Annotated in this window: 13 protein-coding genes and 1 riboswitch; of the genes, 5 read left to right on the forward strand and 8 right to left on the reverse strand. The window is 69.4% G+C overall.

Features of this window, described 5'->3' with window-relative positions; translation table 11 throughout:
• Positions 1–28 precede the first annotated feature (28 nt).
• A riboswitch (cobalamin riboswitch) is annotated at positions 29–200 on the forward strand.
• 122 nt (positions 201–322) lie between these two features.
• The 5 genes from C4B68_RS13390 (at position 323) to C4B68_RS13420 (ending at position 6,348) form a co-directional block, all read left to right on the forward strand.
• A complete protein-coding gene (locus C4B68_RS13390) occupies positions 323–2,752 on the forward strand; it encodes a ribonucleoside-diphosphate reductase subunit alpha (RefSeq protein ID WP_099499798.1) in 2,430 nt (809 codons plus the stop codon).
• A gap of 360 nt (positions 2,753–3,112) precedes the next feature.
• Entirely contained in the window at positions 3,113–3,466 is a 354-nt protein-coding gene (locus tag C4B68_RS44710) for an RRXRR domain-containing protein (RefSeq protein WP_420824036.1), read from the forward strand.
• Positions 3,463–4,485, forward strand: coding sequence for a ribonucleotide-diphosphate reductase subunit beta (locus C4B68_RS13405; protein WP_099499797.1), 1,023 nt, complete (start codon positions 3,463–3,465; stop codon positions 4,483–4,485). The genes C4B68_RS44710 and C4B68_RS13405 overlap by 4 nt, the downstream gene beginning before the upstream one ends.
• A gap of 128 nt (positions 4,486–4,613) precedes the next feature.
• A complete protein-coding gene (locus C4B68_RS13410; RefSeq protein WP_099499796.1) occupies positions 4,614–5,072 on the forward strand; it encodes a hypothetical protein in 459 nt (152 codons plus the stop codon).
• A 310-nt stretch (positions 5,073–5,382) separates the two neighbouring features.
• Entirely contained in the window at positions 5,383–6,348 is a 966-nt protein-coding gene (locus C4B68_RS13420) for a helix-turn-helix domain-containing protein (protein ID WP_099499794.1), read from the forward strand.
• 24 nt (positions 6,349–6,372) lie between these two features.
• On the opposite strand, the gene C4B68_RS13425 is transcribed toward C4B68_RS13420, so the two are convergent.
• The 8 genes from C4B68_RS13425 to sigR form a co-directional block, all read right to left on the reverse strand.
• A complete protein-coding gene (locus tag C4B68_RS13425; protein ID WP_099499793.1) occupies positions 6,373–7,743 on the reverse strand; it encodes a bifunctional albaflavenone monooxygenase/terpene synthase in 1,371 nt (456 codons plus the stop codon).
• Positions 7,740–8,825, reverse strand: a complete 1,086-nt coding sequence (gene cyc1 / locus C4B68_RS13430) for an epi-isozizaene synthase (RefSeq protein WP_099500021.1) — start codon at positions 8,823–8,825, stop codon at positions 7,740–7,742. Before cyc1 ends, C4B68_RS13425 begins: the two co-directional genes overlap by 4 nt.
• A 336-nt stretch (positions 8,826–9,161) precedes the next feature.
• Positions 9,162–9,812, reverse strand: a complete 651-nt coding sequence (gene def / locus C4B68_RS13435; RefSeq protein ID WP_099499792.1) for a peptide deformylase — start codon at positions 9,810–9,812, stop codon at positions 9,162–9,164.
• A 183-nt stretch (positions 9,813–9,995) separates the two neighbouring features.
• Complete coding sequence (locus C4B68_RS13440) at positions 9,996–10,976, reverse strand: tetratricopeptide repeat protein (protein ID WP_099499791.1); 981 nt, start codon at positions 10,974–10,976, stop codon at positions 9,996–9,998.
• A 218-nt stretch (positions 10,977–11,194) separates the two neighbouring features.
• Positions 11,195–12,490, reverse strand: a complete 1,296-nt coding sequence (locus tag C4B68_RS13445) for an HD-GYP domain-containing protein (RefSeq protein ID WP_099499790.1) — start codon at positions 12,488–12,490, stop codon at positions 11,195–11,197.
• The gene (locus tag C4B68_RS13450; protein WP_099499789.1) at positions 12,487–13,872 is read right to left on the reverse strand and encodes an HD-GYP domain-containing protein; all 1,386 of its coding nucleotides are present in this window, start codon (positions 13,870–13,872) and stop codon (positions 12,487–12,489) included. Before C4B68_RS13450 ends, C4B68_RS13445 begins: the two co-directional genes overlap by 4 nt.
• Positions 13,873–14,097: 225 nt before the next feature.
• Positions 14,098–14,400, reverse strand: coding sequence for a mycothiol system anti-sigma-R factor (gene rsrA, locus C4B68_RS13455; protein WP_099499788.1), 303 nt, complete (start codon positions 14,398–14,400; stop codon positions 14,098–14,100).
• On the reverse strand, positions 14,397–15,080 hold the full coding sequence (gene sigR / locus C4B68_RS13460; RefSeq protein ID WP_099500020.1) for an RNA polymerase sigma factor SigR: 684 nt from the start codon (positions 15,078–15,080) through the stop codon (positions 14,397–14,399). Before sigR ends, rsrA begins: the two co-directional genes overlap by 4 nt.
• Positions 15,081–15,153: the final 73 nt, after the last annotated feature.

Raw genomic sequence — 15,153 nt, forward strand, 5'->3', positions numbered from 1 at the left:
CCCAGGTAGCCTCGCGATACGACACAACATGTGGGGGTGCTCCGGCGGCCCGACACAAGATGTATGCTCATGCTCGCTGTCGCCGCAGGGGAATCCGGTGCGAATCCGGAACTGTCCCGCAACGGTGTACTCGTACACGTATGCCCGCATGCCGTCGTACGAGAGTCAGTCCGAGGACCTGCCGACAGCGCGCCCGGCCTTCCGGTCCGGGTTGCCATGACGTCCGGGCCTCGTGGAATGGGCCGGTGGACGCGACGCCGCGTGCGCTCGTGAGCTGCCCTGCCCTCCGCCAGGCCCCCTGCCGAGCGAGGGAGAGCCCCACGTGACCATCGCGCCAGCCGATCCGGTCTCAGCGAACGCGAACGCGACACCGGTGGAGAACGACGGTCCCGGTACCGCCCACCCGTCTCCCACCGCCGCCCTCAACGGAGACCCTTCGGGCCACGCCTCTGATCTGCTGCGTACCCTGACCGACCTCACCGCCGACCTCCCCGACGCCGACCCCCGCCGGGTCGCCGCCGCCGCGCTGCGCGGCCGGTCCGCCCGGGCGGACGAGCCCGAGCTGCGCGAGCTGGCCACGGAGGCCGCCGCGGGCCTCATCTCCGAGGACCCGGTGTACTCGCGACTGGCCGCCCGGCTGCTGACGATCAGCATCGCCGCCGAGGCCGCCTCGCAGGGCGTCACGTCCTTCTCCGAGTCGGTCGCCGTCGGCCACCGCGAGGGCCTCATCGCTGACCGCACCGCCGAGTTCGTCCGCCTGCACACGGCCCGCCTCGACGCACTCATCGACACCGAGGGCGACGACCGCTTCGGCTACTTCGGGCTGCGCACCCTGCACAGCCGCTATCTCCTCCGGCACCCGATCACGCGCAAGGTGATCGAGACCCCCCAGCACTTCATGCTGCGCGTCGCCGCCGGTCTCGCCGAGGACGACACCGCCCGTTCCGTGGACGAAGTCGCTTCCCTCTACGGGCTGATGAGCCGCCTCGACTACCTCCCCTCCTCCCCCACGCTGTTCAACTCCGGTACGCGGCACCCGCAGATGTCGTCCTGCTACCTCCTCGACTCCCCGCTGGACGAGCTGGACTCCATCTACGACCGCTACCACCAGGTCGCCCGCCTCTCGAAGCACGCCGGCGGCATCGGCCTGTCGTACAGCCGGATCCGCTCCCGCGGCTCCCTCATCCGCGGCACCAACGGGCACTCCAACGGCATCGTCCCGTTCCTGAAGACCCTCGACGCCTCGGTCGCCGCCGTGAACCAGGGCGGCCGGCGCAAGGGCGCGGCCGCGGTCTACCTCGAGACCTGGCACTCCGACCTCGAGGAGTTCCTGGAGCTGCGCGACAACACCGGTGAGGACGCCCGGCGTACGCACAACCTGAACCTCGCGCACTGGATCCCGGACGAGTTCATGCGCCGGGTGAACGCCGACGGCGTCTGGTCCCTCTTCTCCCCCTCCGACGTACCCGAACTGGTCGACCTGTGGGGCGAGGAGTTCGACGCCGCGTACCGCAAGGCGGAAGTGGCCGGGCTCGCGAAGAAGACCATCCCGGCCCGCGACCTCTACGGCCGCATGATGCGCACCCTCGCACAGACCGGCAACGGCTGGATGACCTTCAAGGACGCCGCCAACCGCGCCGCCAACCAGACGGCGCTGCCGGGCCACACCGTCCACTCCTCGAACCTGTGCACCGAGATCCTGGAGGTCACGGACGACGGGGAGACGGCGGTCTGCAACCTCGGATCGGTGAACCTGGGTGCCTTTGTCGACACGACGACCGGCGACATCGACTGGGCGCGCCTGGACGAGACGGTCCGCACGGCCGTCACCTTCCTGGACCGGGTCGTCGACATCAACTTCTACCCGACCGAGCAGGCGGGCCGCTCCAACGCCAAGTGGCGCCCGGTGGGCCTCGGTGCGATGGGCCTCCAGGACGTCTTCTTCAAGCTGCGCCTGCCCTTCGACTCGCCGCAGGCCCGCGCGCTGTCCACGCGCATCGCCGAGCGCATCATGCTCGCCGCGTACGAAGTCTCCGCCGACCTCGCCGAGCGCAACGGCCCGCTCCCGGCCTGGGAGAAGACCCGTACGGCCCAGGGTGTGCTGCACCCCGACCACTTCGAGGTCCAGCTCACCTGGCCGGAGCGCTGGGCGGCGCTGCGGGACCGTATCGCGTCGGTCGGCATGCGCAACTCGCTCCTCCTCGCCATCGCGCCCACCGCCACCATCGCGTCCATCGCGGGCGTGTACGAGTGCATCGAGCCGCAGGTGTCCAACCTGTTCAAGCGCGAGACGCTCTCCGGTGAGTTCCTCCAGGTCAACTCGTACCTGGTGGACGAGCTGAAGAAGCTCGGCGTGTGGGACGCGCAGACCCGGGAGGCGCTGCGCGAGTCCAACGGCTCGGTGCAGGGCTTCACTTGGGTGCCGCAGGACGTCCGCGACCTGTACCGCACGGCGTGGGAGATCCCGCAGCGCGGCCTCATCGACATGGCCGCCGCCCGGACCCCGTTCCTGGACCAGTCCCAGTCGCTGAACCTCTTCATGGAGACGCCGACCATCGGCAAGCTCTCCTCGATGTACGCGTACGCCTGGAAGCAGGGCCTGAAGACGACGTACTACCTGCGCTCACGCCCGGCGACCCGGATCGCCCGCGCGGCGTCCGTAACTTCGATTCCCGTACAACAGTTGGACAGTACGACCGATGCGGTCGCCTGTTCTCTGGAGAACCCGGAGAGCTGCGAGGCCTGCCAGTAGTCACAGGCTTCTCCACTCGAAGAGTGGGAGGCGTCGGCCCATGGCGGCCGACGCCTGCTGTGACCAGCGCCAGCCATCACCAAATAGGAGGTGACCTTGGTGGCTACGTTCCGTACAGGACAGCAGACCCACCCGACTGTGCTTCCTCAGCAGTCGGCTCTGGAACCCGGCTCAGCAGACAACCTCAGGAGCATGGACGAAACGGGAGCCGGGCGCCGCGACGCGGCACCCGGTACGGGACATGTGCGAGGGGAGACGCCCGGCAGTTCACCTGCCGCTGGGCGCGTCACCTCGGACCGTCCGGTCCGGGAGGAGGGTCGTGAGGCCCACCCATGTGTATTTGTACTCGACAAGCACGGCATGCCGTTGCAGCCGTGCAGTCCGGCACGCGCGCGCAAGCTGCTGCGGTCGAAGCGGGCAGTTGTACACCGGCACACGCCGTTCGTGATCCAGACGGTTCACCGGTTCAAGACCGGGGACTTCGTTCGGGCAGTGGTTCCCACTGGCAAGAAGGCGGGAACCCATACGGGCCGGGTCGCGGTCCGCACCAAGGGCAGCTTCAACATCACCACCCGGCACGGCATTGTGCAGGGGATCCATCACCGGCACGTCCGCCTCCTCCAGCGAGCTGACGGATACGCCTACACCACAGAGAAGGAGGCAGGGGCCTCCCCAGGCATAGCCTCTGGGAAATCCGCCCCTCGTAGCGCATGACCGCCGCACCCGAACGACACAAGAACCTGCTCGACCCCGGCTTCGAGCTCACCCTGCGCCCCATGCGCTACCCGGACTTCTACGAGCGCTACCGGGACGCCATCAAGAACACCTGGACCGTGGAGGAGGTCGACCTCCACTCGGACGTCGCCGACCTCGCGAAGCTGACGCCGGCGGAGCACCACCTGATCGGCCGCCTCGTGGCCTTCTTCGCGACGGGCGACTCGATCGTCGCGAACAACCTGGTGCTGACGCTGTACAAGCACATCAACTCCCCCGAGGCGCGGCTGTACTTGTCGCGCCAGCTCTTCGAGGAGGCCGTGCACGTCCAGTTCTACCTGACGCTTCTGGACACCTACCTGCCCGACCCGGAGGACCGCAACGCCGCCTTCGCGGCCGTGGAGAACATCCCGTCCATCCGCGAGAAGGCCGAGTTCTGCTTCAGGTGGATGGACTCGGTGGAGAAGCTGGACCGGCTGGAGTCGAAGGCCGACCGCCGTCGCTTCCTGCTCAACCTCATCTGCTTCGCCGCGTGCATCGAGGGACTCTTCTTCTACGGCGCCTTCGCGTACGTCTACTGGTTCCGCAGCCGGGGTCTGCTGCACGGCCTCGCCACGGGCACCAACTGGGTGTTCCGCGACGAGACGATGCACATGTCCTTCGCCTTCGACGTGGTCGACACCGTCCGCAAGGAGGAGCCGGAGCTCTTCGACGACCAGCTTCGGCAGCAGGTCACCGACATGCTGCGGGAGGCCGTCGAGGCCGAGCTGCAGTTCGCGCGCGACCTGTGCGGTGACGGGCTGCCGGGCATGAACACCGAGTCGATGCGGCAGTACCTGGAGTGCGTCGCCGACCAGCGCCTCCAGCGGCTGGGCTTCGCGCCGGTGTACGGCTCCGAGAACCCCTTCTCCTTCATGGAGCTCCAGGGTGTCCAGGAGCTGACCAACTTCTTCGAGCGGCGCCCGTCCGCGTACCAGGTCGCGGTGGAGGGCACCGTCGACTTCGACGAGGACTTCTGACGGCTCCCCTTTCATGAGGCTTTCCTGAGCCTTTCCTGACGGGCCCCGGCCGCCATCGCGCGGCCGAGGCCCGTCCTTATGGATCCCGATCGGCGCGTGGCACGTCCAAGCACCAAGGAGGCCTCCCCATGCGCCGAGCGACCCACCACCGGACCATCGCCCTCACCGCACTGGCGCTTCTCCTCGCGGGCTGCGGCACGCAGGGCGGAAGCGACGCGGGCGGCAGCGGCACCGTGTCGCCGTCCCCCACGAGGACCCACCAGGGCTGTACGACGGCGAAGGCCGAGCTCGGCGCCGCCGACACCGGCCACACGTACTGTCTGGCGACCGGGGACGTGCTCCGCATCCTCCTGGACGGCACCACCGGCCGGCCCTGGGCACCCGTCACCGTGAGCGGCAGCGCTCTCCGGGCCACGAACAGCGGCATCGTCATCCAGCCGGGGGACGCCGTCGCCGCCTTCGAGGCGGTCTCGGCCGGGACGGCACGGCTCAGCTCGTCCCGGCCGTTGTGCGCAACCGAGCCGGGCCGGGTGTCGTGCAAGGGCCTTCAGGACTGGACGGTGACGGTGCGGGTGACGAAGCCCTGAGCTGACGGTCGATACGCCGCTCGTGGGCCAGCCCGATCAGCCCCGGCAGGGCCAGGATCACGAAGATGCCGAGGACGGTCAGGATTCCGGGGAGGTTGTCGAAGTTCTCTATGAGCGTCTCCATGAACACCACTGTCGCGCCGATGACTCCTGACCGTCAGTGGCAGGACTGCCGTACACCCTCGAATTCCTGCCACTGACGGGGCACACTGGGCGGCATGCTGCTGTGTCCATCCGGGGGACATCCCCCGGGCCCCCGGCCGAAAAGCAGGTTGGAGAGGCCGGTCTCGACGTCTACGCGAGGTGAGTCTTGCTGAACAACGTCGCCGCCGTCCTGCTCAACGGCGTGCATCCCTTCGAACTCGGCGTCGTCTGCGAGGTGTTCGGCCTCGATCGCAGTGACGACGGGCTGCCCGTCCACGACTTCGCGGTCGCGTCGGCCGAGGGCCCGACGCTCGACACCCACGTCCCCGGGTTCACGGTCTCCACCCCCTACGGCCTCGACCGGCTCGACGCGGCCGACCTGGTCGTCGTACCGGCCGGGGACACCTATGCCGTACGCGGCTACCCGCCCGAGCTGCTCGACGCGCTGCGCCGGGCCATCGACCGCGGTGCCCGTGTGCTCAGCGTCTGCTCCGGAGTCTTCGTGCTGGGCGCGGCGGGCCTCCTGGACGGTCGGCGCTGCGCGGTGCACTGGCGTCACGCGGAGGAGCTCGCCCGGCGGTACCCGCGGGCGGTCGTCGAGCCGGACGTGCTGTACGTCGACGACGGCCCGGTGATCACCTCGGCGGGCACCGCCGCCGGTATCGACGCCTGCCTCCACCTCCTGCGCGAGGAGCACGGCCCGGAGGTCGCCAACGCCATCGCCCGCCGCATGGTCGTACCGCCGCACCGCGACGGCGGCCAGGCCCAGTACATCGAGCGGCCGCTGCCCCGCTCGGCGTGCGACACGGTCGGCGAGGTGCTCATGTGGATGCGCCGGCACCTCGACGAGGAGGTGACCGTCGAGCAGCTCGCGGCGCGCGCCCATATGTCCCCGCGCACCTTCGCGCGCCGCTTCCAGCAGGAGACCGGCACCACGCCATACCGCTGGCTCCTGCGTCAACGGGTGCTGCTGGCCCAGGAGTTGCTGGAGGCCACGGACGAGATGATGGACACGATCGCCGGCCGCACCGGGTTCGGCACCGCGGCCGCGCTGCGCCATCAGTTCGTACGGAGTCTGGGGACGACCCCGCAGGCGTACCGGCGCACGTTCAGGGGCCCGCGGGCTGCCTGAACGTGCGCCAGTGGGCACGCGGGGTCAGCGCGCTACGGCCTCCAGCAGCAGCTTGTTCGGCCGCAGGGTGATGCCGACGCGTGTCGCGTCGTTGGAGCCGGGCGCCTGCTCGAACCGCCACCTGGACGCGACGGTCGCCGTGATCAGGGTGAGCTGGGCCATCGAGAAGTGGTCACTCGGACACTTCCGGTTGCCCAGGCTGAACGGGCGCATCGCGTACTTCGGGATGTCCTCGGACCGTTCCGGAAGCCAGCGGTCGGGGTCGAAATCCAGGTGATCCCGGTACGACCGGGGATCCCGCTGGATCGCGTACGGGCTGTAGATGATGTCGGCACCGGCCGGAATGCGATAGCCGCCCAGCTCGGTCTCGGTCACCGCGCGCCGCGTCAATATCCATACGGCGGGACGCAAACGCATCGTCTCGACGACGACATTGTTCGTGTGCGACAGCTTCCGGACGTCGTCGAATCCGACGGGCCGGTCGCCCACGACGGATTCGACCTCGGCGCTGACCCTCTCCGCCTGTTCCGGATACGCGGTGAGGACTTGGAGGAGCGACATGACCGTGGACGCGATGGTTTCGCTGCCGGGGGTGAGTATCGCTACGACTTGGTCGTGGATCTCCTGTTCGTCGATGGGCCGGCCGTCGTCGTCCTTCGCTTCCAGCAATGCCGTCAGCAAATCGTCCGGCCTTTGACCAGATGCCCGCCTCTCGTCGATGATCTCGTCGACGAGGTCATGCAGATCGGCCAATGCGCGGTCGAATTTGCGCATGGCCGGAAGCGGCAGCCGATAGAGCGGTCCCGCCGGGATCACCATGCGCCGGTACATGCCGCGGAAGACCGTGGCGAGCGCGATGCTCAGCCGCTCGGCGCGCTCGTCCATGAACTTGCCGCGCAGCAGACAGCGGGCGGCGATGCGGACGGCGACGCGGAACGACTCCGAGGTGCAGTCGACCGCCGTCCCCGGTTCCCAGCGCGCGGCGAACGCCCGCGCCTCCTCCTCCATGATCGGCCCGTACTCGGGGATGATGTCGGCCCGGAACGCGGGCTGGATCGTGCGCCGCTGACGCCGGTGCTGCGGCCCGTTGGCGGTGGCCACCCCCTTCTTGCCGAGCAGCCCCTCGAGGGACTCCCACAGCGGGCCGCCGATCTCGTAGTCGGGGTTGAGCGCCACCGCCCCGGTCAGCGCGGGGGTGGTGATGGCGTACACCGTCTTGGGGCCCAGCTTCAGCCGGACGACATCGCCGTGGTCGCGCAGCTGGGCCAGGTAGCCCAGCGGGTCGCGCACCAGCTTCCAGCCGTGGCCGAGGCCCGGCAGGCCGCCTCCCGCGAGGGGCGGGACGGACAGCTCATGCGCCGGAGGTTCCGCAGGCCGTATCGACTCGACGGTCATTTCTCACCTGCCGCTTCATTGTTGACGTACGGGGGTGTGGAGCGGTCGTCCCAGCTGTCGACCCTGTACCGGCCCGACTCGTGGTGGAACCAGTACACGGAGCTGTACCAGTTGCGCATATTGCTGAGACACGCCTTCACGGCGACGCTGCATTCCTTGCCCCGCACGGTCCCGTCCGCGAGGGTTTCGGCAAGCCGTAAGACGGCTTTTTCGGTGACGAGGAATTCGGTGATGCATTCCTCGACCCGCCGCCGTACTTCGCTGACGGCTTCTTCGAGCGTCAACCCCTCGTGGTGAATGAGACTGATTCCGAGATTGTGGACCTCGTCGCCCGCGATTTCCTTGGGCAGCGAACACAGATCGTTGTACCAGGCGGCGAATTCCTGGCTGAGCAGTGCCGCCTTCCGGTACGCCGGGTGATTCCGCACCGCGGCGGGGAGTTCACATCCCGCGGCGGGCTCCAGAAGGTCGGTCCAGATCCAGTGCGCGAACGTCAGCCGGCGGAGTTCGAGATACTCGTCGACCGTGGGGACGGTGCCCGCGGCGCGGTTCCGGAACTCCCGGTCGTACGCCTCGATCACCGCGTGGAAGTGGAGCGCGAACCGCTGGTTCCACTTCGTGCTGAGGAACGAGTACAGACGCACCATGCTGTCCGCGAACCCCGCGACCAGGGGATCCTGGTGGTGCAGATGGTTCCTGGGGGAGTCGAGCGCCGCGTGCAGCTGGGACCTCAGCCTCCGCCAGGCGTCCGCCCGGCCGTGGATGACGTCGCGGTCGTGGCGGTCGTCCCAGACGAAGAACCATGCGCTGTAGTCGGCTATCGCCTGCATGACCTCGTCGGGGGCACCTATGTAGTAGCCCGCCATGAGGTCCGTGTAGCACAGTCCGTCGGCATATTCCTCGACCTTGTCCGCGGGCATGAGCCGCTTTTCGAGGAGCCAAGTCCTGGTCTTCTCCTGGAGCTTGGGCCAATACGGGTGGAGCTGGCGGGGAAACACCGCCTCGATCACCGGAAGAGAGAGCGCCGGTGGAACCGCGACCGCTGTCGTTGTCGATGAAGTGCTCTGTGAGAAAGCATGCACGAACAAACCCCTCTCAGCCGCCTGTTGGCGCTCCTCGCCCCTCCCGCTGTGCCGGGCGTGCGCCGTTGCGTATCCCCGCACTTCCTATTCAGCACCACAACTGACTGTCTGGGAACGGATTTGCTCCATTCACTACCCCACGGTGCCGAGAATCTCACCTTCCGTGACTGAATATGGATCACTGGGGGAGCGCAAGGGATCGAACGTGCGACGTACACACGAACGGCGCCTGGTCAGGAGGGGTCCTGAACCAGGCGCCGTCGGCAGGGACTCGCGAGGGGCCGTGAGCCCCAACTGTCGTTTTCTGACTCAGCCGTTGGCGACCACGGGTTCGACTCAGTCGTTGGCGACCACGGGGTAGCGGGGCTCGTTCTCGGCCATCTGCCGCAGCGCGTCCTTGCGCTCGCGCTTGGAGAGCCGGTCGATGTACAGGTATCCGTACAAGTGGTCCGTCTCGTGCTGAAGGCAGCGGGCGAAGTAGCCGGTGCCGCGCATCTTGACCGGGTTGCCCTTCTCGTCCTGGCCGGTGACCTCGGCGTAGTCGGGGCGGGCCAGCGGCGCGTACGCGGTCGGCACCGAGAGGCAGCCCTCGTTGCTGTCGTCCAGGCGGCGCTGCTCGGCGGGCAGCTCGACGAGCACGGGGTTGCAGACGACACCCACGTGCCGCTTGCCCTCGTCGTCCATGCAGTCGTAGACGAAGACCTTCAGGTCGACGCCGATCTGGTTGGCGGCCAGGCCCACGCCCTCGGCGGTGCGCTGGCTGGCGAACATGTCGGCGACCAGCTGGTCCAGCTCGTCCCCGAACTCCGTGACGTCCTTGCACTCCTTGTGCAGCACCGGGTTCCCGACAACCGTGATCGGCCGCGAGGTGCCGCGCTCACGGTAGCCCGCCTCACGCTCCTCGCAGTCCTCGGTGTCGATGACGAAGCCGTCGTCGTCCACGGGGAGCACTCCGGAGTGCTGCTGCTCAGTGTCCTGCTGCGCCATGACCGACGTACGCCTTCCTCAAAAACACGGATGTGATGCTGATACAGGGTACGGGGGCCGCGCCGTTCGGGGGCGCGGGACAGTGTCGATCCACGGTTCCGCCGCGTGGGCGCGACCAGCCACGACAGCGCCGCAGTCGGCCATGGACCCGGGGCCTGCCCGGCGGATCATGCCGGACCGGCCCTAGCAGACCTCTTCCAAGTCCCGCCAGTCCCGGGAATCAGGGCTGTCCGCGACCCACCCGTCCAGCAACCCCCGTACCAGCGAAGCCGGCGCGGCCACCCCGCACTCCCGCTCGGGCACCCACAGCTGCCCGTCGGTGCGGTGGCCGAGCGGCCCGGGGTGGCCGGGCTCACTGCGGTCGTGCGGGTCCAGGTGCTCGCCGTCGCCCTCGTCGGACGGCATCCGGGACTCCGAGCACATCCGGCACAGCAGCCGTACGGACGACGACCAGTCCTCGGCGGCGAAGCCGGCGTCGGCGGCGAGCTGCTCCAGGGCGTCCCGGTCGTCCTCGGTGGCCGCCTCAAGCAGGACCACCCAGGTAGGCACCGGTGACGGAGCCCACAGCTCGATCTCGTCGAAGACGGGATAGGCGTGCCCGGCGGCGGTGGTGCGCTCCCCGTGGGGCACCCCGTCGTGCAGGACGACCTCGCCCCAGCGCCGCCCGGAGGACGGCAGCGGAATCGACAGCACCTCGATGCGGGCGGGGTCGAGCCTGCGCCCCCACACCACCTCGGCCTCGCCCTCTGGGGACAGCCGTACGGCCGCACTGCCGAGGTCCATGCCCACCGGTTCCCCGGAGACGGCGGCACCGCCGGGCACCCGCAGCCCGTACGCCTGCCAGGCGCGCCGGGCCAGCGGCCAGTCCTGCAGGGCGGTGGCCGCGATGCCCACGTTCCACCAGTCGGGCGCCCCGGTCTCGCGGTCGAGCAGCGCGACGGCTCTGAGGCCCGCCGCCCGGGCCTGCTCCCAGTCGTGCCGGAACTTGTGCAGCAGGGCCAGGTTGAACCAGGACTCGGACAGCCACGGCTCCAGGTCCGCGGCGCGCGTCAGCAGCGCGCCCGCGTCCTCGTAGCGGCCGTCGCCGATCAGCGTGAACGCACGGTCGGTGGCCTGCCGCCATGAGGCGGAGGGCCGGTGTCGTCCCTTGCCGAAGATCCTCACGATTCCCGCCTGCCAGTTCCTCGCGATTCCCGCTGCTGGTCCCTTGAAGAGTCCCTTGAAGACAGTGCAGCCCTGGGCTGGCCCGTGCCCCCGAACACCCTCTTCCTCGCATCCAACCACGTACCGTCGGACGGCCGCTCATTACCCATGGGTTACCCAGCCCGGACCAGCGTCAGACCGCCCGCCCACCGCCCGCCACGACCCCTGCCGCAAGGCGCTCACGTGCCACCCCTTTGATTCAACAGCACCCTGGCCAGCGACTCCACGACTTCCGGCTGGTAGTCGTGGGCGGTGCCCAGGCGCAGCTTCTCCAGCGCCGTCAGCGGCCCTCCGGGCCCTGCTTCCCGGGCCATCTCCTCGTATGCGTTCACGGCCCGTACGATCCGCGCGGTGACCGGCTGCTCCCGGTACGGGTCGGCCTGCCGCTCCACCACCACGGCGACCTCGGGGTCCACCCCGGTCTGGCGTACGACGGCACCGCCGAGGAGAGCGATCCGGCGCTGCTCGTCGGCGGAGAGCACGGACGTGGCCCCGGCGGGGACGGGGTCGACGAGGCTGAGCTGGCCGATGTCGTGCATGAGCGCCGCGTACTCCAGGACGGTCAGATCGGGTTCGGACAGCCCCAGCTCCCGCCCGACCGCCCGGCTGAGCGCGGCCACTCGCCGGGCATGCCCCGCAGGGGTGTACCCGGCGATCTCGGTCGCCCGCGCGAGGGAGGCGATCGTCTGCCGGTAGGTGACGCGCACGGCCGCGTAGCGCCGGAACGACAGCTGGGTGAGCAGCAGCGGCAGCGAGAAGACGGGCAGTGCCCAGAGCCCGACCACGGCGACCGCGAGCGACATCACGGCCCCGGTCGCGCACACGGCCGACCCGATGCCGAGCATCGACCGTAGCTCGTCGCGCAGCAGCGGCCCGAACGGCCACCGGGTCCGCGCGTGCGCCATGGCCGCCGCGAGCACGGCGTCGCACAGGGCGGTGAGCACCAGCAGCGCGACGAGCAGCAGCGCGTACGCCGGGCCGCCGCCCCATTCCAGCAACCTGCCGTGGTTGTAGAGGGGTTGGAAACAGACGGCGGCGAACGCGACGGTCAGCACCCGCCGGGTGAGGTGGTCGACGGTCGGCCCCTTCCCCCGGGCCACATGGGGCACACACCCCAGGAGGGCCGCCGCGGCGACCACGGCCACGACTTGCAGGACACCGTGGTGGGTGTGCTGCCCCGCCTGCTCCCCGAGCAGCGCGTACGACAACGCCCCCGCGGCCCCGAGCGGAGCGGTCTCCCGCTCCTCGGCACCACTCCAGCGGGTGAGTTCACCAAGGGCGATGAGGATGCCGAAGGCGAGGGCGGTACCGCGGTCGGAGAGGCCGGTCCAGAGGGTGACGGTGAGGGAGAGGAGGGTGAGGAGGAGGGTGAGGGTGTGAACGAGGGTGAGGGGAAGGGGTTTCGGTGCCCTTCCAGCCGACTGGAAACGGGCGGAGCCGGTGGGTAAACACCGCCCCGAAGCGGCGCTACTCATGGGACTCTCCCACCCGCAGTGGTGGTCGGTTGCCCTTCCAGCCGACCGGAAACGGCCGGAGCGGGTGGGTAAACACCGCCGCGAAGCGGCGCACTGTCGGCGGTCACGGCGGGATGCCACCCATGCCGGGCCAGCGCCCGCACCAGGGCCTGGACCATCCCGGGGTCGAACTGGACCCCGGCACACCGCTCAAGCTCCTCCAGCGCGGCGGGAACAGGCCGAGCCCGCCGATAGGACCGCGTGGACGTCATCGCGTCGAACGCGTCCGCGACCGCCACCACCCGCGCGAACTCCGGAATCTGGGCCCCCACCAGGCCGTACGGATACCCGCTCCCGTCCAGCCGCTCGTGGTGATGGAGGATCGCGGACCGCGCCTCCCCGAGGAACCCGATCCCGCGCACCATCTCGTGCCCGTACTCGGGATGCAGCTCGATGACCCGCCGCTCCTCGGGCGTCAGCGGCCCGTCCTTCCGCAGCAAGCGCGTGGGAACCCCCAGCTTCCCCACGTCGTGCAGGATTCCGGCGAACCGCAGCACCTCGACACGTTCGTCGTCCATGCCGAGTTCGCGGGCGATCATCATCGACGCCTGCCCGACCCGCTCGCTGTGCCCGCGGGTGTAACCGTCCTTGATGTCGACGGCCTGGACGAGGGCGCGGATCGTGGCCTGGTGGGCGGCCCGTTCCCGGTGGTACTGCGCGAACGCCCAGCAGGACACGTACATCGGCAACAAGACGAGCAACGCGGCGACAGGCCCGTACGGACTGCGCCACAGCACCGCCATCATCAGCCCGGCGAGCCCGTGGACGGCGACGGGCGCGAGGGAGCGCGCGAAGAGCCCGCGCCAGGCGCCGCGCACTGGCGCCCGGTCGGCCAGCGCGAGGATCCCCCCGTCGAGGACGGTCAGCACCAGGCAGAACGTGAGCACCGCGGCCCCGGCGGGCGCCAGCGCGTACGGAAAGTCGGCCTCGACCACCGCGTCCCGGCCGTCCAGCGCCCAGTGCACCCGGGAGGCCGCCCAGACCGCGACCGCGAGCTGGGCCGCGCGCCAGACCCGGCGCAGCCACCGGGGGCGCTGTTCGACCCGGGCAAGCAGGGCCCCCGGCACCACCACGAACGCGGCGGCGGGCGGCGGCAGCAGAAAGGCCCCGGCCAGCAATACGGGGAGGAAGGTGCCCATGCTCTTGGGGGTGTCACGTCCTGCCGCGCTCACGCCTCTCGGCCCGCGCGGCAGCGTGATCCGCTCGCACCCGGCGTACAGGACGGCGAGCAGGGCGACGGCCCACCATGGAACGCGGAGGTCCGGGAGAGGAGCCACACAGGCGAGGGCCCCGAGAACGACACAGGCCACGTACACACGGGCCCACGCCGGAACCGACCCCATCCTCGTCCCCTTCGTACCCTCCCCGACTTCAGGCTCCGGAGCCTAGAGCGGCGGGGGCGACCCGGGGACGGGTATGGCCGAATCCGTGGGCGCGGAGCCCACGGATTAGCACGTTCGGGTGATAAACGGACGATCCGCTACCGGTGTTGAGGAGACCCGGGGCTCTGGACGCCGGATTTCAGGACGGCCGGCGTTCAGGACCGCCGGGTTCAGGACGGCCGGAGTTCAGGACTCCTGCGGCGTCGCTGTCACGTCATGCTCGGGCACGACCTGCCCCGAGCGGACCAGATCGATGCGCCCCATGACCTTGGCACGCAGATCCGTCGGCACGTCGTCATGGCCGCAGCACCGCTTGACCAGCTTCTTCACGGCCTTCTCGAGGCCGTACTTCTCCAGGCACGGGGAGCACTCCTCGAAGTGCACCTCGAACTTCGTGCAGTCCGCGTCCGGCATCTCATGGTCAAGGAACTCGTACAGGTGGTCGAGTACCTCACTGCAATCCGTCTCGTGCGGCTCTCCGCAGCTCATGAGCCCGAGCCTTTCGCTTCGTTCGACTCTCCGGCGCCGGCCGGAACCAGCCCGCGGTCACGCGCGTAGTCCTCGAGCATGCCGCGCAGTTGACGGCGGCCCCGGTGTAGCCGGGACATGACCGTACCGATGGGTGTCCCCATGATGTCCGCGATCTCCTTGTACGCAAAGCCCTCTACATCCGCGAGATAGACGGCGATGCGGAATTCCTCGGGGATCGCCTGCAGCGCTTCCTTGACGTCCGAGTCGGGCAGGTGATCGAGCGCCTGCGACTCGGCGGAACGCAGACCCGTCGACATGTGTGACTCGGCACGCGCCAGCTGCCAGTCCTCGATCTCCTCGGCCGCGCTGCGCTGGGGTTCGCGCTGCTTCTTGCGGTACGAGTTGATGAAGGTGTTGGTGAGAATGCGATACAGCCACGCCTTGAGGTTGGTGCCCTCGCGGAACTGGTGGAAGGACGCGTATGCCTTCGCGTACGTCTCCTGCACCAGGTCCTCGGCGTCGGCCGGGTTGCGCGTCATGCGCAGGGCAGCCGAATACATCTGGTCGAGGAATTCGAGCGCGTCCCGCTCGAAGCGCGCGGTGCGCTCAGCGGACGACTCCGAGCTCGTGCCCTGGCCCTCGGGCTGCTCCGCCTGGCCGTGTTCGGTCCCTGCGTCGGTCCCAGTGACCGGACCCACCTCCTCCAGCGATGTCGTGAAACCGAGACCGGTTCCACTGGAATCGGAGGATAGACGAACATCAGGCTCACCC

Origin of the sequence: Streptomyces dengpaensis, assembly GCF_002946835.1 — a bacterium.
Lineage (GTDB): Bacteria > Actinomycetota > Actinomycetes > Streptomycetales > Streptomycetaceae > Streptomyces > Streptomyces dengpaensis.

Bases quoted from the DNA above. Each gene is read 5' to 3' on its own strand.
- C4B68_RS44710 (WP_420824036.1), top strand. From the start codon at position 3,113: ATGCCGTTGCAGCCGTGCAGTCCGGCACGCGCGCGCAAGCTGCTGCGG.
- C4B68_RS13405 (WP_099499797.1), top strand. From the start codon at position 3,463: ATGACCGCCGCACCCGAACGACACAAGAACCTGCTCGACCCCGGCTTC.
- C4B68_RS13410 (WP_099499796.1), top strand. From the start codon at position 4,614: ATGCGCCGAGCGACCCACCACCGGACCATCGCCCTCACCGCACTGGCG.
- C4B68_RS13425 (WP_099499793.1), bottom strand. From the start codon at position 7,743: ATGACCGTCGAGTCGATACGGCCTGCGGAACCTCCGGCGCATGAGCTG.
- def (WP_099499792.1), bottom strand. From the start codon at position 9,812: ATGGCGCAGCAGGACACTGAGCAGCAGCACTCCGGAGTGCTCCCCGTG.
- C4B68_RS13445 (WP_099499790.1), bottom strand. From the start codon at position 12,490: ATGAGTAGCGCCGCTTCGGGGCGGTGTTTACCCACCGGCTCCGCCCGT.
- C4B68_RS13450 (WP_099499789.1), bottom strand. From the start codon at position 13,872: ATGGGGTCGGTTCCGGCGTGGGCCCGTGTGTACGTGGCCTGTGTCGTT.
- rsrA (WP_099499788.1), bottom strand. From the start codon at position 14,400: ATGAGCTGCGGAGAGCCGCACGAGACGGATTGCAGTGAGGTACTCGAC.